The sequence below is a fragment of the Alcaligenes sp. LTN-3 genome (assembly GCF_059735605.1).
In genome coordinates, this window is sequence record NZ_JCAPDN010000002.1 from 983,439 (window position 1) to 999,683 (window position 16,245).

The following is a 16,245-nucleotide window of genomic DNA, read 5'->3' on the forward strand; positions in this document are numbered from 1 at the left end:
CCTTGCCTCGATAGCTCGTGTTTTGAGGGGGGTTACGCGTGGTCGTCGTAGCTAAAGTGGCAACTAAAGCCGAGTCTAAAGTCCAAGCCAAGCCAGCTTAGCGGTAAAGCAAGGACTGAATGAATGCGTAGCTGGAAAGATAGATGCTAGGAATATTCTTTCTGTCTGTGATCCGCTCAGAGCGGGTACTTACAGATGCGCCGCTTTCAGACCACTGCGTACTGCGCCTTCCAGCACACCAGGGTAGCCGGTATCGGTCCAGTCGCCCGCCAGACGAATGGCTGGCCACGGCGTTGTGACCCCAGGGCGGCGCAAGCCGGGAATGGCTGCGAAAGTGGCCCGCTTTTCGATAATCAGCTCGCTGGCGCGCACGGCTGGCATGGCGTGTAGATGCTGGGTTTGAGCGCGCACCTGCTCGATAATGGCGGCAATAGCCTGTTCACGATCCAGGGCTTGCAAACGTACTGCGTCGCTGATGACGATCCCTACCAACGTTTCGCCGCTGCCTGGTTTCAAGGCGCTGTGATCAAACAGCCATTGCCCACCGCTGCCGCTGCTATCGTCTAGCATTAACATGGAGTGGGGCAGGTTCCAGGCTTGCTCCAGTTCCAGATACAGGGTGGCGATAGGGATATAGCTAAACGCCTCCAGATCCGCCAACAACTGTTCGCTGGCTGGGCTGCTAGGCAGGCTATGCAGCAGGCGAGCAGCTTGTACGGGAGGACAAGCCACGATGGCTGCATCAAATTGCAGGCCATCAATGTGTACGCCCGATTCTGTTAGCTCCAGCCTTTGTACCCGGTGGCCTAGCTGTAGCTGAATATCGCGCAGGGCGGGTTCGCACCAGAGCTGGCTTAAGTCTGTCAGCGGGATCAAGGTTTGGCTGGCTTGTCGGGGACCGCCCAGGCTGTCGCGCAGGACATGGGCAAACAATTGGGCGCAGGCTTGTTCAATCGGGGTGTTCATGGCGGCCACACACAGCGGTTGCCAGAATAAGCGGATGACATGCTTGTCTTGTTGATGCTGCTCCAGAAGCTGCAACACGGTCAGACCGGCTGGGGTGCGCCATTGTTGTTTCATCAGCCAGCGGCACAAGCGCGCCAGCTTGATTTTTTGCGACCAGCTCAGGCCTTGGGCACCCAGCAGGCCAGTCAATACATGGAAGGGGGCGGGCAGGGGGCGATTGCGTAGGCGGAAATGCCCATCGGCCGAGATTACGTCCAGATCCTTGCGTTCCAGACGGGAAGCTTCGTCCAGGCCAATTTCCCCCATCAAGCCCAGAATGACGGCGTAGGCGCCCAGCATGATGTGCTGGCCGTTATCGGTGTCGCGCCCCAGATTGGGGCTGTGGATACGGCGGGCACGCCCGCCTATATGGCGGGAGGCTTCAAAGACACTGACCTGATGGCCCTGGGTTTTCAGTCGCCAGGCAGCGGCACAGCCCGCCCAACCCGCCCCGATAACCGCGACTTTCATCGGCCCAGTTTGCGTTGCAAGCTGCGGCCACCCGATACCCAGGTTTTCCAGGCCAGCCAGAACTTGCGAATGGGCGTCAGCGAAATGCGCTGTTCCAGCACATGCCAGCGATCATTGGCAATTTCCACCAGCAGGGCATGGTAGATGGCTGCCATCAACAGGCCGGGGCGTTGTGCCCGACGGTCAACAGCAGGCAGGGCGCGCATGGCCTGGCGGTACAGATCCTGAGCACGTTCGGTTTGAAAAGCCATCAAGGCCTCGAAACGGTCCGAGTGCTGCTGGTCCAGAATCTCGTGGGGCGACACCCCAAACTTGTCCAGATCTTCCTGGGGCAAGTAGATGCGACCACGACGGGCGTCATCACCCACGTCGCGGATGATATTGGTCAGTTGAAATGCCAGGCCCAGCTTTTGTGCATAGTCGCTGGTCTGTTCTTGGGTTTGACCGAAAATACGCGCCGACAGCAGCCCCACCACGCTGGCGGCGTGCCAACAGTAACGTTCCAGCTCGCTCCAACTTGGGTAGCGCATCTGGTCCAGATCCATTTCCATGCCGTCGATCACGGCCAGCAACTCGTCCTGTGGCAGACCAAACGCTTCAATATGAGGAGCCAGGGCCTGCATGACCGGGTGATGGGCACGGCCCTCATACAGATCAGCCACCTGTGTGCGCCACCACACCAGCTTCATGCGGGCGACGGACTCTTCGTGAACCTCGTCCACGACATCGTCCACCTCGCGGCAAAACGCGTACAGCGCCGTGATGGCGCGACGGCGCTCAGGCGGCAGAAACAAAAAGGCGTAGTAGAAGCTGGAGCCGCTTTGGGCTGCCTTGTTCTGACAATACTCGTCTGGGCTCATGGACGTTCAGGGTCGGTAAGAGGTACGGCTCAGGCCGCGGGTAATCAGGCGTAGCCAGTCCAGGCGGGACAGGGTGGGGCGATGGCTAAAGACATCAAACTTTACCGCTTCCAGGCGTTCCAGAATACGCAGGCCGCCCAGTACCATCATTTTCAATTCCAGGCTGATGCGCCCGGACAGGTGGGAGGACAGCAGCAGTCCGGCTTGCAGGCGCTGACGGGCATCGGTCACCAGCAGTTGCATCATTTCCTGCCAGCGTGCATCGGCCTCGGGCTGACGCAGCAGTTGCGTGCGGGCCTGGATGTAATCGTCATCCAGATCATATTGGGCCAGCAGGTCTTGCGGGATATAGACACGGTTCTTGTGCCAGTCCAGCGCCACGTCCTGCCAGAAATTAACCAGTTGCAGCCCCGTGCAGGTGGAGTCGGCCAGCTCGATCAGCTCTGGGCTGTGAGCTTGGTACAGATGCAGCATCAAGCGGCCAACCGGGTTGGCCGAGCGGGTACAGTAATCCAGAACCTGTGCCATATCGCGATAGCGGTGGGTGGTCACGTCCTGGCGGAACGCAGACAGCAGGTCCAAAAAAGGCTTGAGCGGCAATTGGAAGTTGCTGATGCTGCTGGCCAAAGGGACAAAAATTTCGCTGTGCGGGGTATCGGCCAGGACGGGCTGGTGATATTGCAGTTGTTCTATTCCGGCTTCGAACTGCGCCAGCAGTTCCAGGCGCTCGGCAGCGCTTAAATCGCCTTCATCGGCAATGTCGTCGGCGCTGCGGGCAAAACGATAAATATCGGTGACCGGTCGGCGTAGCCGACGAGGTAGCAGCACAGAGGCGACAGGGAAGTTTTCATAGTGCTCGATAGACATAGTCCGCCAGTATACGGCTTTCGTTTCCACTAGGGCTGGTTTAGACTTTCGTATTGCTTCGGGGAGAACCATGCCACGTCCTATCTCGGCCACCATTCATATTGCGTCACTGCGTCACAATCTCGATATGGTTATTCAGAGCCTGAATAACGCTACGGCTCCATCGGGTGTAAAACGGCCTCATATCTGGGCCGTCATGAAGGCCAATGCTTACGGTCATGACATCGAAAATGCGGTGCGGGCTTTCAGTGCCGCCGAAGGCATGGCGATGCTGGATTTAAAAGAGGCCATACGCTGTCGGGCTGCCGGTTGGACCGGCCCTATCATGTTGCTGGAAGGTTTTTTTCAGCCAGAAGATCTGGAGGTGCTGGCCGAGTTCGGTCTGACCACCGTCATCCATTGCCATGAGCAGCTCAAGATGCTGGAGCAGTGGAAAGGCGGGGTAGCCTTGAATGCCATGGTCAAGCTCAATAGCGGCATGAACCGCCTGGGTTTCAGCGTGGACGATTACCCTGCCGCGTTCGAGCGCGCCCAGCGTCTGCAAAAAGCAGGCAAGCTGGGCACGGTTGGGCGCATGACGCACTTTGCGCGCGCCGATGACAATATCGACGCCACGCTGGAGCAGATTCGCTGCTTTAACCGGATTACCGACGGTTTGCCCGGCCCGGTCAGTGTGTGCAATTCTGCCGCGACTTTAAGCCCCGATCTGGGTGCGTACATGCCCTCCGGCCCGGATCACTGGGTACGTCCCGGTATCTGTCTGTACGGTAGCTCTCCTTTTGCGGATATCAGTGCCGATGATTTTGGTTTGCAGCCCGGCATGACGCTGGCTGCAGAAATCATCAGTGTGCGCGGCGTCAAGCAGGGCGAGGGCATTGGTTACGGCCATACCTATCTTGCCGAGCGGGCCATGCGCATTGGCGTGGTGGCTTGCGGCTATGCCGATGGTTACCCGCGCCATGCGGGAACCGGCACCCCTATTACCGTCAATGGTGTACGTACCCGTTTGCTTGGCCGTGTCTCCATGGACATGTTGGCAGTAGACCTGACCCCGGTGCCCGCCGCCGGAGTAGGCAGCCAGGCGGTGTTGTTCGGTCAAGGCGGGCCCAGTGTGGATGAAGTTGCCGCAGCAGCGGGAACCCTGGGCTACGAATTGATTTGTGCGGTCGCGCCACGCGTGCCGCGCTTCATCCAGGATTAACACCCATAAGGCATAGCCATGAAGAATAAATGTGTACTCGTTACCGGTGCTACCAAAGGAATCGGCTGGGCAATCAGCCAAAGGCTGGCCGATGCCGGGGCCCACGTGGTGGGTCTGGCCCGTCACACGGAGAATATTGATTTCCCCGGTTATCTGTACTCCTGCGATTTGAGCAATGCAGGCGAAACCGAGGAAATGCTGCGCGTTATCCGCGAAAAATACCCCGTTGATGCGGTGGTGAACAATGTGGGTATGGTCGCACCCGAGCCCATTGGTCAGGTGGACCTGGGCAACCTCTATCAGGTGTTTGACCTGAATGTGCGTGTGGCGGTGCAAGTGGCCCAGGCGTTCATCCCCTCGATGAAAGCGCGCAAGGAAGGCCGCATCGTCAATATTTGCAGTCGTGTCGTGCACGGCGGTGCCGACCGCACCAGCTATGCCGCGGCCAAAAGTGCTTTGCTGGGTTGTACCCGCACCTGGGCGCTGGAACTGGCCCCTTACGGCATTACCGTCAATGCGGTCTCTCCTGGTCCGATCGAAACCGAATTGTTCCGTGCCAATCATCCCGTCGGCAGCGAAGCTGAACAACGCAGCCTGTCCTCCATTCCCTTGGGGCGGTTTGGGCAGGCCGCGGAAGTGGCTGCGGCGGTTACTTTTCTGCTTAGCGATGAAGCCGCTTATATCACCGGCCAGAATCTGGGCGTGGATGGCGGTGGCAGTCTGGGCGGACGTTAAGGAATTTCTATGGCCACCAGTACTCGTGCGGCCCGCAAGGCCAAAGTTGTATTTGTTTGCACAGAGTGCGGGGCAGATACACCTAAGTGGGCAGGCAAATGTCCTGCCTGTGGGGCGTGGAACAGTTTGCAGGAAACGGTGGAGACACCGGCGGCGGCCAGTGCTCACCGTTTCGCTTCCCTGGCCGGTTCCAGCCCGGTTCAAAGTCTTTCAGAGGTACAGGCACGGGAATTGCCACGTGTGCCTACCGGCATAGGTGAGTTCGATCGTGTTCTGGGCGGAGGGCTGGTGGAAGGGGGCGTCATCCTGATTGGGGGCGATCCCGGAGTCGGTAAGTCGACGTTGCTGCTACAAGCCATGGCAGCCTTGGCCCAGCAAACCAAAGTGCTGTATGTGACGGGCGAAGAGTCCGCCGAACAGGTCGCCTTGCGCGCTCGCCGTCTAGGTGTGCCTACTGAAGGCGTGGATCTGCTGGCTGAAATTCGTCTGGAATCCATCAGCCAGGCTTTGCAGTCGCATCAACCCAGTGTGGTGGTGATCGACTCGATTCAAACCCTGTATTCCGATCAGCTCAGTGCGGCTCCAGGCTCGGTGTCGCAGGTGCGCGAATGTGCAGCACAGCTCACCCGCTTGGCCAAGCAAAGCGGCACCTCCATGATTTTTATCGGTCACGTCACTAAAGACGGGACGCTGGCCGGGCCACGAGTGCTGGAGCACATTGTGGATACCGTGCTGTATTTCGAGGGCGACACGCATTCGTCCTTTCGCATGGTGCGGGCATTCAAGAACCGCTTTGGCGCGGTCAATGAGCTGGGCGTGTTCGCCATGACGGAAAAGGGTTTGAAAGGGGTCAGCAATCCGTCGGCCCTGTTCTTGTCGCAGCATTCCCAGTCGGTCGCCGGTTCCTGCGTCATGGCCACTCAGGAAGGCACACGGCCTTTGCTGGTGGAAATTCAGGCCCTGGTGGATACAGCGCATGTACCTAATCCGCGCCGCTTGTCTGTGGGCCTGGAAAGCTCCCGTTTGGCCATGTTGCTGGCCGTGATGCACCGCCACGCAGGTGTGGTTACGTACGACCAGGACGTGTTTGTTAATGCCGTGGGGGGTGTCAAGATTACTGAGCCAGCCGCCGACCTGGCTGTGCTGCTGGCTATTTTGTCTTCCCTGAATAACCGTCCCTTGCCACGCGGTTTGGTGGTGTTCGGGGAAATTGGCCTGGCCGGTGAAATTCGTCCGGCCCCGCGCGGTCAGGAGCGTTTGCGCGAAGCGGCCAAGCTGGGTTTCAGCATCGCGCTGATTCCCAAGAGCAATGCCCCGCGCCAGGCGATTGAAGGCTTGGAAATCTGGGCGGTAGATCGGGTCGAGGACGCCGTCGATCGTCTGCGCAACCTGTAATTGCCATGTTAAATCTTGAGTTGATCCTGGCTTGTTTGCTGGGAGGTGCGCTTATTGGCTACGCCGGTGGTGTGCTGGGGATAGGCGGCGGTTTGCTGGCCATTCCGCTGCTGGGCCTGATTCTGGACATGGATCAGCAAACCGCTCAGGGGACGGCCTTGATCATGGTGGTGCCAGCGGTGCTGCTGACCGTGCGTCAGTATCATCGCCGCAATCATATTGATTTCCGCCGGGCTGCTCTGGGGGCGGTTTCTTCCATCATCTTTACCTGGCTGGGGGCGCGTCTGGCCTTGGGTATGGATGCGGTCTTGCTGCGTCGCATTTACTCTGTATTTGTGATGGCCATTGCCCTGTATTATTTCGACCAGAGTTTGGGTTTTTCCCGGCGGCGTCGTCGCAGTGACAAGCCGCGTCCGGACCCGGAGTCGTTTGGCCAGCTGTGGTATATCGCGGTAGGCATGATGGCGGGCTTGGCCGGGGGCGTATTTGGTGTGGGCGGTGCGGTGCTGGTAGTGCCTTTTCTGACCAGTCGCATGGGTTATAGCCAGACAGGTGCGCAAGGCTTGGCGCTGTCCATGATTATTCCCGGTACGCTGGTTGCCTTGGCGACCTATGCTTTTCATGGCCAAGCAACCTGGCAGATCGGGATACCGATGGCGATAGGCAGCCTGATGCTGGTGCCGTTTGGTGTGCGTCTGGCTTATCGCCTGCCTGAGAATCGTCTGAAGTTTATTTTTGCCTGCATGCTGGTACTGATCGTGACCTTGTTGCTGGTTCGTGCCTGAGGAGCTGCTGTGAGCACCCATTCCGAAACTGTCTATGCTTTGCCCGGTGGCGGTGCCTTGTTGGCGCCGGCGTTGGCCAATCAACTGGATCTGGAACCGGCGGCCTTGCAACGCTGGTTCGAGGCGGCCTCCTATGGCGATCAGGCCAGCAAAGTCGGGCAGGGCGGCCGTCAGGCTGCCTGGTTTGTGAATGGCCCTTTTGGTCAGGCCGTATTACGTCATTATCGTCGTGGTGGTCTGGTGGCTCGCTTCAATGATTCCGCCTATCTCTGGCAAGGTGCATCCAATACCCGCAGTTGGCGAGAGTTTCAAGTGATGTCTTATTTGCACAACAAGGGTTTGGCTGTTCCCGAGGTGCTGGCAGGGGCGTGGTGGCGACAGGGTTTTTGGTACCGTGCGGCCCTGATAAGCCGGCGGGTGCCCGATGTGCAGCCTTTGACTTTGTGTCTGGATCGCGCCTGCCCTGAGCTAGTGGCGCGCGAGATTGTCCGCATGCACCAATTCGAGGTTTGGCATGCTGACCTGAACGCCTACAATATTTTGCTGGATGCGAATGACAAAGTCTGGCTGATCGATTTTGACCGTGCACGACGGGGGCCTGTCAGCCCCGCCCAGGCGCTGGGTAATGTGCACCGTCTCAGGCGATCTTTGCTCAAAGTGTGTGGGCCGCGTGGCGATAGGTGGTGGCAGCAGATGTTTTCTGCTTACCGTCACCAAACGCAGCGTTAATTACGACTACGGGCTTTAAAAAAGCTTTATCATCTCGCCTTTTGGGTTTTTCGCTTTCGATAGGAAGGGGACTCGTGATGTCTTTTGGGATGAACACACCACAGGTACTCGCCGGCCTGCTGGCCGCTGCTGCCATCATGCCTGTTGCACAGGCACAAAATCAGGTTGTTAACGTTTATAACTGGGCTGAGTACACGGCCCCCGATACCTTGTCTGGCTTTCAGGAAGCCACAGGCATTACCGTGCGTTATGACGTTTACGATAATAACGACACCTTGCAAGCCAAGTTGTTGACGGGCAAATCAGGGTACGACGTGGTGGTTCCTTCCACGCATTATGCTGCGCGTCAGATCGAAGGTGGTTTGTTCCAGAAGCTGGATAAAAGCCAGATCCCCAATTGGTCCAATCTGGACCCGGACATCATGGCCTTGCTCTCGGATGTGGACCCTGGCAACGAGTATCTGATCCCGTGGGGCTACGGCACCAATGGCTTGGGTTACAACGTCACCAAAGTCAAAGAAATCATGGGTGAACAGGTGGACCTGGGCAACTGGGACATGCTGTTCAAACCGGAAAATGCCGAGAAGCTGAAAGGCTGTGGCATTTCCATCCTGGACGAAGCCGCCCAAGTATTTCCCGCCGTGCTGCACTACATTGGCAAAGACCCCAACAGCAGCAACGAAGCGGACTACCGCGAGGCCTTGGATCTGCTCAAGACCATTCGTCCTTACGTGCGTCAGTTCAGCTCCTCGGGATATATCGACGAACTGGCTGCGGGTGATCTGTGCATGGTCTACGGTTTCTCGGGCGATGTGATGATTTCGGCTGACCGTGCGCGTCAGGCGAAAAAACCGTATGCCATCGACTACTACATTCCGCAAGGTGGGGCACCGATCTGGTTCGACACCATGGCTATTCCCAAGGGCGCGAACAATGTGAAAGAGGCCCACGCCTTTATCAATTACATTGAAACACCAGAGGTTCATGCCGCCATTACCAACACCATGTTCTACCCGAACGCCAATAAAGAGGCGCGCAAGTTCGTGGTCAAGGAAGTGGCCGACAACCCCATGATTTACCCCTCGTCTGAAGTCTCCAAGACCTTATTCGTGATCAAACCTCAGCCATTGAAAGTGCAGCGCCTGCAAACGCGCCTGTGGGCTGAACTCAAGTCTGGACGCTAGGCATCATGCAAGATATCCGTACCGGAACCTCGCCCTGGATGGATGGCGAGGATGCTTTTGTGCGTGTGGACGAAGTCGTCAAGATTTTCGGCGACACGGTGGCCGTCCAGTCGGTAAGTCTGGACGTGGCTCGTCACGAGATTTTTGCGCTGCTGGGCAGTTCGGGCAGTGGCAAGTCCACCTTGCTGCGCATGCTGGCAGGGTTTGAGGAGCCGACTTCCGGTCGGATTTACTTGGACAACGAGGACATTACTGACCTGCCGCCTTATCGGCGGCCAGTCAATATGATGTTCCAGTCTTACGCCCTGTTTCCGCACATGTCGGTCGAGGCCAATGTGGCGTTTGGTCTAAAGCAAGAGGGGGTGCCCCGCAATGAGATCCACGAGCGCGTGTTCGAGGCGCTGGACCTGGTGCAGATGGCGGGCTTTTCGCGCCGCAAACCCAATCAGTTGTCGGGTGGGCAACAACAGCGTGTAGCCCTGGCACGTAGCCTGGTCAAACGCCCCAAACTGCTTTTGCTGGACGAGCCCATGTCGGCTCTGGATAAGCAGATTCGTCAGAAAACGCAGATCGAGCTGGTCAAGATTCTGGAGCGCGTGGGGGTGACCTGCATTATGGTCACTCACGATCAGGAAGAGGCCATGACGATGGCCAACCGGCTGGCGGTGATGTCCGACGGGCAGATCATTCAGTCTGGTACGCCTTACGATGTGTACTCCTTTCCGAATTCGCGGTTTGTGGCGGGTTTTATCGGCTCTACCAATTTGTTCACTGGCGTGGTGACGGTGGACGAGCCGGATCATGTTCACATTGAATGTGAGGAGCTGAACCGGCCCTTGTATGTCAGCCACGGGATCAGCGAACCGCTGGGCATGGATGTTTACGTGTCCGTTCGCCCCGAGCAGATCAAGGTGGGCCGCGAATTGCCCTCGGAGGATACCAACTGGGGCCACGGCATTGTGACCCACGTATCCTGGATGGGCAGTTACACCCGCTATCAGATTCGTCTGGATGCCGGCATGTTGATCGAAGCGCAAATGCCTAGCGGCACCTTGGCTCAACCTGATGCTCCGGGTGTGGATGAAGAGGTCTACGTGTCCTGGTCCGACGATAGCGCAACGGTACTGAGCACATGAAGAACCTGTCCTGGCGCAAACTGCTGCCCACCAGTCGCACGCTGGTGGTCGCGCCCACATTCTTGTGGATGATTCTGTTTCTGCTGGTGCCGTTTTTGCTCGTGCTCAAGATCAGTTTTGCCGATCTTGATTTCGGGGTGCCACCGTATACGCCCTTGGCCCAGTTTGCCGAGGAAAGCATTTCCTTTGTCCTGAACCTGCGCGGCTATATTCTGCTGTTCAGCGACAATCTGTATTTGGCGACCTACGTCAGTTCCCTGAAGATGGCCGCTGTCACCACGATCTTTTGTATTTTGATCGGCTACCCGGTGGCCTACTACATTGCGCGCTCTGCACCGGCTGTGCGTAGCCTGCTCTTGCTGGCGGTGATTTTGCCATTCTGGACCTCCATGCTGCTGCGCGTCTATGCCTGGGTAGGCATTTTGCGCGGCGATGGCCTGCTCAATCAGGTCTTGCTGTGGATAGGCATTATTGATGCGCCTTTGGAAATTTACCGCACCGACCTGGCTGTTTATATTGGTTTGATCTACGCTTATCTGCCGTTTTTCATCCTGCCCTTGTATGCGAATCTGGTCAAATTGGATATGCGCATGCTGGAAGCGGCTTATGATCTGGGCGCCCGTCCCTGGTCGGCGTTCTGGCACATCACTTTGCCCATGTCCATGTCCGGCGTGATTGCTGGTGCCATGCTGGTGTTCATCCCGGCAGTGGGCGAGTACGTGATTCCGGAAATGCTGGGTGGTGCCGATACCTTGATGATGGGCCGCGTCATGTGGACCGAGTTCTTCAATAATGCAGACTGGCCCATGGCCGCTGCCGTGACCTGCGTGATGGTCCTGCTGTTGATCATTCCTTTGATCTTTTTCCAGTACAGCCAGATGCGGCAAATGCAAACGCAACGGGGAGGCCGCTGATGACCAAGCCTAATCCCTGGTTGCGTGCCCTGGTTCTGACACTGGGCTTTGGCTTTTTGTACATACCGATTCTGTTCCTGATTGTCTTTTCATTTAATGAATCGGCCATCATGACGTCTTGGTCGGGCTTTTCTTTGCGCTGGTACGAATCCCTATTTCAGGACAGGGCCTTGCTCAGTGCTGCCAAGCTGTCTTTTCTGATTGCTGTGTTGACGGCCACCATGGCCACGATTTTGGGCACCTGGGCTGCCTATGTGCTGGCTCGTATGGGCCGCTTCAAGGGGTTTGCGCTGTATATCGGCTTGGTCAGCGCACCGTTGGTCATCCCGGAAGTTGTATTGGGCATTTCCTTGCTGCTCATGTTTGTGGAGCTGAACTCCTTGTTTGGCTGGCCGGAACAGAACGGTATTTTCACGATCTGGATCGGGCACGTGGTGCTGTGTACCGCCTATGCCACTGTAATTCTGCAATCGCGCATGCGTGAGCTGGACCGTTCACAGGAAGAGGCGGCGCTGGATCTGGGGGCGACTCCCTTACGAGCGTTTTTCCAGGTTGTGTTGCCTTCGATCGTGCCGTCCTTGATGGCGGCCTGGTTGCTGGCTTTTACCTTGTCGCTGGACGATGTGGTGATTGCCTCTTTCCTGTCTGGCCCGGGTTTTACCACCTTGCCGGTGGAAGTTTTTTCGCGTGTCCGTCTGGGGCTCAAGCCCGAGATCAACGCCCTGGCAACCCTGCTGATTTTGGTGATCGGTATTTTTGTGATCGTCGCCAATCGCTTGCAGGTACGCCGCGAGCGTCGCGCCTGATTGATAAGGAGTCTTGCCGTGTTCACGATGTATGGTTTGAAAAACTGCAGCACCTGCCAAAAGGCGATGGCCTGGTTTGAGCAAAATGGTCTGTCGTTGACCTTTGTGGATTACCGCGAACATCCCTTGGAAGCGGCCCGTTTGCAACAATGGGCGCAGGAGCTGGGCGGTTGGCCCAAACTGGTCAACCGCGCTTCCATGACCTGGCGTAATCTGCCGGCGGAACGTAAAGAACCGCAGGACGATGCCCAATGGCTGGCCTTGATTGCCGAGTTTCCTGCCCTGGTACGCCGTCCCTTGCTGATTACGCCCGAGGGTGAAGTTAGCGTGGGCTTTAACGAAGGCAAATTTGCTGCTCGTTTTCTCAAGTAAACCAAAGGGGGGCCCAGCCCCCCGATTTTTATATCTGCCATGTACACACAGTCCGAACTCAAACAACAGGTGGCTCAGGCCGCCGTTGAATACGTCCTTCCTTTCCTGACTCCTGATTCGATTCTGGGTGTGGGTACGGGTTCCACGGTTGATCTGTTTATTGATGCCCTGGCGGCGCACAAGCATGCCTTCAAGGCTGCAGCTTCCAGCTCGGAGCGTTCGACCACTCGCCTGCAAAGTCTGGGTATTGACGTGCAAGACTTAAACACCATCGAACGCATGGACTGGTATGTCGATGGTGCTGACGAAATCGACGCTGCCCTGAACATGACCAAAGGTGGTGGTGGCGCACTGACTCGCGAGAAAATTGTGGCGTCAGTCTCGGACAAGTTTTTGTGTATTGTGGACGACTCTAAATTGGTGGATCGGCTGGGTGCGTTTCCCTTGCCGGTGGAAGTCATCCCCATGGCCAAAAATGCGGTCGCCCGTCAGTTGCGTGCCCTGGGCGGTAATCCCGTCGAGCGTGCGGGCTTTGTCACCGATAATGGCGGCCTGATTCTGGACGTGTCCGGCTTGTCCATTGAAGACCCGGCCGCTTTGGAAGCGCGCATCAACAATATGCCCGGTGTGGTATGTTGCGGTCTGTTCGCTATTGCCCCGGCCAGCGTGGCCTTGATTGCCGGTCAACAAGGTGTGCGTACCCTGTCTGGCGACGGTTTCTGAAATTTAATGTCTCTGTCATAATCGGTGCTTAATCTATATACGGATTAAGCGCTGGCGCGAGCCATTTTGCTGTTAAAGAAGGCCACTATGAACGAACATACCAATAAGCAGTTTCACTCCGATCTGGAGGCCACCCGTTCGCTGTTCTTGCAGATGGGCGGTATTGTTGAATCTATGGTTCGCAGTGCGACCGAAGCCCTGCAAACCGGGGATATGTCGCTGGTTGACCAGGTTCGCGAGCGTGAAAAAGAAATCAACCGCCTGGAGGTGGAGATTGACGAGCGCATCACCAACTTGATCGCCCGTAATCAGCCCACCGCCATTGACTTGCGCATGTTGTTGTCCATCTCCAAAATGCTGACCGACATGGAACGCTGTGGGGACGAGGCCGAGCGCATCGCCAAGATGGCGCGCCGTTTGCACGAAGGTACCGCAGGCTATGAGCCGGTGGTCGAACTGCGTCACATGAGCTCCTCGGTGGCTGGCATGATCAACGACGTGCTGGACGCCTTTGCCCGTCAGGATGCCGTGCACGCGGCACAGATTGTACGCAGTGACAAGGAAGTGGATCGTGAGTGGAAGGGTTCGCTGCGTCACATCATCACGTACATGATTGAAGACCCACGTACGATCTCGCACTCTATTGACCTGATCTTTATTGCTCGTGCGCTGGAGCGCATTGGTGACCACGCCAAGAACATGGCTGAACGTGTAATCTACATGGTGCGCGGTGACGATGTGCGTCACACTGGTGTGAAAAATACCGAGCGCACGGCGCGCGGCGAGCCTTTGCCCGAGCCAGAGTCTGAAGACAAAGCCTGATTCTGATCCCGGCCTTCTTGCTTCAAGCCTTGCATGGTTTCATGCAAGGCTTGTTGGTTTTCAGCGCCGTGAAAAGCAGCCGGTTTTTAGCGGGACGGCGATGTTTCAGAAACCAAAGCCGTAGCCCTGGGGAACGTGTCCGGGATAGAACTGGGTACGAACGAGCACCGCATCTTGGACTGTGATCAAAGCGGGTGAGTCCCACCAGGATGGCGTCAGGGTAGGCAGGGCAAGCAGATAGCCTTGTACGCCGTGTGCGCCAGACTGGCGCACCAACTCAAGGTCAGTCTCGTCCTCTACCCCTTCAATCACGACATAGGGGCAGTAATCGGCGCAGACATTGACCAGATTACGCAGCAAGTGGGCCGGTTGTCCGGGGCTGCGTGCCCGCAGCAAAATAGAACGATCAATTTTGATAATGTCGGCGTGGGTCTGGGCCAGAAAGGCCAGCGTACTATTGCCTGAGCCGGTATCGTCCAGCGCAATGCGCACGCCCAGATTCTGCAATTGTGCAATCAGACGCAGCGCGGTGGGTTTGTGGGCAATAGTGCCGGTTTCAGTTACTTCCAGAATCAGGCGCTGGGCGACATCCGGGCGGCTGTCCAGATAGCTGAACAAGTCTTGCCACCACAAGTCATCCTGCAAAGAACCAGCGGACAGGTTGGCACCCAGACACAGAGTCGTTTGCGTGCTGAGCAGTTTCACCACGCTGCCCAGGACGCTGCGATCCAGCCGCGAGATCAGTCCCAGTCGCTCCAGGGCGGCAATTGCCTCGGGCAGGGAATAGTCAGTACCGCTGCTGTGGCGAATCAGTGCCTCTTCATAAAAATCTTTGCTCTTGTGGTGCTCACTTAGGTGAAAGAGGGGCTGAAAAGCCAGTACCAACATGCCGGTTTGCAAATCATCCAGCATACGCACAGCCAGGCTCATGTCGTCCCGGTAGGTCTTGGCCCAGACCTTGTGCCAGGCCGCCAGCGTGGCCGGATGGGTGTGAGAGCAGGGGTTGGGCGTTGGAGGGTGGAGCAGATCCGTATCGTACTGCCGGCTGTCATAGTGATAGGCCATCTGTGTATGCAAGTAGATGCGGTGCTCGTCCTGAGTGATGGGATCGCACTCCAGGGCTGCGCCCAGCAATTGGGCCAGTGCGTTGGGGTGGGTGCGTTCAAAGCGGTTCTGCTTACTCAGTTGCTTGAGGGCAATCAGGACAAAATCCCCCTGGATAAGGATCTCGTCTGTATTCAACCCACAATCCAGCAGCCTTTGCTGCACCGTGTCCAACACGAAAGCATGGAACTGTGGCCCATACAAAGCCTTCAGATAGCTCAGATTGACCAGCCACAGGCGCAAATGGGTGGAGTACTGGGCAATCTCGGGGAGGTCTAGGCGGCACATGAACTTCTTTTCCTGTGGGTAAAGCAGTAAGTGGCTGTGCTGTTCAGGTCCGGCGCAAGGCGCCGAGCTTGGTTGCTCAGACATGGACACGTGATGGGCCTGTGTGGCTCGGGCTAGGCGAGCCAGTATTGAATTGGCGCAGGACTGTGCCAAGGCATGGCGGCAGCGTTGGGGAAGGGCATGCTCCCTGCAGCATTATTCCTGTGTTTGTGCTGCGCTCCATGCTTGGCTTGGGTGCTCTGCAAGCACATTAAGGCCAGCCGTGATTTTGTGCTTTAGGGCGATTCATAATTATAGAAAATTTCCATTTCTTTTGATTTTTAACCAGTCTGAAACTGACTTGTCGCGCAGTGTTTCATTTAATTACTGTTATGGGTGGCGTGCGAAAGGGGGGATGGTTTGCGTCTTGGGCAGGGAAAGGCAAAGAAACGGGAGCAGAAATAAAGAAACCCCGGAGCACGATGTCATGCTCCGGGGTCGGTCGCCTGTGGTCAGCGAGTGGGGCTGGCCCTAGGCGGAAGGGGCGGTGAAGCCGTCGGCTTCCACATCCTTGTCTTCAAACAGATACTGCTCCATTTGTTCTTTCAAATACGTGCGGGCACGGGCGTCAGCCAGATTCAGGCGGTTCTCGTTCACCAGACGGGTTTGCACATCCATCCAGTTGGCCCAGGCCTGTTTGGAAATCGAGTGCCAGATCTTGGTGCCCAGTTCGCCGGGGTAGGGGGGAAACTCCAGGCCCTCGGCTTCCTGTTTCAGCTTCACACAGTGAATCATGCGTGCCATATGTGTTCCTTTTCAATCAAATGCGTGGATGGGCGTATTGTACTGAGGGGCGCAGGACGGTCAAA

General features: G+C 57.0%; 17 protein-coding genes. 12 read left to right on the top strand and 5 right to left on the bottom strand.

What is annotated here, in order from left to right:
* Window positions 1–189: 189 nt before the first annotated feature.
* Genes hpnE through hpnC form a run of 3 tightly spaced genes read right to left on the bottom strand, consistent with a single transcriptional unit; the run spans window position 190 to window position 3,203 of the window.
* Window positions 190–1,476: a hydroxysqualene dehydroxylase HpnE gene (hpnE, locus tag AC6I6N_RS12785; RefSeq protein ID WP_249461498.1), complete on the bottom strand. Its 1,287-nt coding sequence runs from the start codon at window positions 1,474–1,476 to the stop codon at window positions 190–192.
* A complete protein-coding gene (gene hpnD, locus AC6I6N_RS12790; protein ID WP_094196019.1) occupies window positions 1,473–2,336 on the bottom strand; it encodes a presqualene diphosphate synthase HpnD in 864 nt (287 codons plus the stop codon). Before hpnD ends, hpnE begins: the two co-directional genes overlap by 4 nt.
* Window positions 2,337–2,342: 6 nt before the next feature.
* The gene (gene hpnC / locus AC6I6N_RS12795; RefSeq protein WP_094196020.1) at window positions 2,343–3,203 is read right to left on the bottom strand and encodes a squalene synthase HpnC; all 861 of its coding nucleotides are present in this window, start codon (window positions 3,201–3,203) and stop codon (window positions 2,343–2,345) included.
* Between the two features lie 70 nt (window positions 3,204–3,273).
* On the opposite strand from hpnC, the gene alr reads away from it, so the two are divergent.
* From alr to phoU, 12 genes are all read left to right on the top strand, one after another.
* Window positions 3,274–4,404 carry an alanine racemase gene (gene alr, locus AC6I6N_RS12800; protein ID WP_094196021.1) on the top strand — a complete coding sequence of 377 codons (1,131 nt, stop codon included), beginning with the start codon at window positions 3,274–3,276 and terminating at the stop codon, window positions 4,402–4,404.
* Between the two features lie 18 nt (window positions 4,405–4,422).
* The gene (locus tag AC6I6N_RS12805) at window positions 4,423–5,139 is read left to right on the top strand and encodes an SDR family oxidoreductase (RefSeq protein ID WP_094196022.1); all 717 of its coding nucleotides are present in this window, start codon (window positions 4,423–4,425) and stop codon (window positions 5,137–5,139) included.
* Between the two features lie 9 nt (window positions 5,140–5,148).
* Window positions 5,149–6,534 (top strand): DNA repair protein RadA, encoded by a 1,386-nt coding sequence (gene radA, locus AC6I6N_RS12810; protein WP_094196023.1) that lies wholly within the window; start codon window positions 5,149–5,151, stop codon window positions 6,532–6,534.
* Between the two features lie 5 nt (window positions 6,535–6,539).
* Window positions 6,540–7,319 (top strand): sulfite exporter TauE/SafE family protein, encoded by a 780-nt coding sequence (locus AC6I6N_RS12815; protein WP_108727888.1) that lies wholly within the window; start codon window positions 6,540–6,542, stop codon window positions 7,317–7,319.
* Between the two features lie 9 nt (window positions 7,320–7,328).
* Window positions 7,329–8,048, top strand: coding sequence for a 3-deoxy-D-manno-octulosonic acid kinase (locus tag AC6I6N_RS12820; protein ID WP_395029501.1), 720 nt, complete (start codon window positions 7,329–7,331; stop codon window positions 8,046–8,048).
* Between the two features lie 89 nt (window positions 8,049–8,137).
* Window positions 8,138–9,232, top strand: coding sequence for a polyamine ABC transporter substrate-binding protein (locus AC6I6N_RS12825; protein ID WP_395014077.1), 1,095 nt, complete (start codon window positions 8,138–8,140; stop codon window positions 9,230–9,232).
* A gap of 5 nt (window positions 9,233–9,237) precedes the next feature.
* On the top strand, window positions 9,238–10,368 hold the full coding sequence (locus tag AC6I6N_RS12830) for an ABC transporter ATP-binding protein (protein WP_094196027.1): 1,131 nt from the start codon (window positions 9,238–9,240) through the stop codon (window positions 10,366–10,368).
* Window positions 10,365–11,282: an ABC transporter permease subunit gene (locus tag AC6I6N_RS12835; RefSeq protein WP_094196028.1), complete on the top strand. Its 918-nt coding sequence runs from the start codon at window positions 10,365–10,367 to the stop codon at window positions 11,280–11,282. Before AC6I6N_RS12830 ends, AC6I6N_RS12835 begins: the two co-directional genes overlap by 4 nt.
* On the top strand, window positions 11,282–12,088 hold the full coding sequence (locus AC6I6N_RS12840; RefSeq protein ID WP_094196029.1) for an ABC transporter permease subunit: 807 nt from the start codon (window positions 11,282–11,284) through the stop codon (window positions 12,086–12,088). The genes AC6I6N_RS12835 and AC6I6N_RS12840 overlap by 1 nt, the downstream gene beginning before the upstream one ends.
* 27 nt (window positions 12,089–12,115) lie before the next feature.
* Entirely contained in the window at window positions 12,116–12,460 is a 345-nt protein-coding gene (locus AC6I6N_RS12845; RefSeq protein WP_094196030.1) for a Spx/MgsR family RNA polymerase-binding regulatory protein, read from the top strand.
* A 39-nt stretch (window positions 12,461–12,499) separates the two neighbouring features.
* Window positions 12,500–13,183, top strand: coding sequence for a ribose-5-phosphate isomerase RpiA (rpiA, locus tag AC6I6N_RS12850; protein WP_249461516.1), 684 nt, complete (start codon window positions 12,500–12,502; stop codon window positions 13,181–13,183).
* Between the two features lie 87 nt (window positions 13,184–13,270).
* The gene (gene phoU / locus AC6I6N_RS12855; protein WP_009461659.1) at window positions 13,271–14,005 is read left to right on the top strand and encodes a phosphate signaling complex protein PhoU; all 735 of its coding nucleotides are present in this window, start codon (window positions 13,271–13,273) and stop codon (window positions 14,003–14,005) included.
* A 105-nt stretch (window positions 14,006–14,110) separates the two neighbouring features.
* Here phoU and AC6I6N_RS12860 read toward each other — a convergent pair whose 3' ends face one another.
* Both AC6I6N_RS12860 and AC6I6N_RS12865 read right to left on the bottom strand, forming a co-directional pair.
* Window positions 14,111–15,397 (bottom strand): EAL domain-containing protein, encoded by a 1,287-nt coding sequence (locus AC6I6N_RS12860; RefSeq protein WP_094196032.1) that lies wholly within the window; start codon window positions 15,395–15,397, stop codon window positions 14,111–14,113.
* Between the two features lie 510 nt (window positions 15,398–15,907).
* Window positions 15,908–16,180, bottom strand: a complete 273-nt coding sequence (locus AC6I6N_RS12865) for an oxidative damage protection protein (RefSeq protein WP_009461661.1) — start codon at window positions 16,178–16,180, stop codon at window positions 15,908–15,910.
* Window positions 16,181–16,245: the final 65 nt, after the last annotated feature.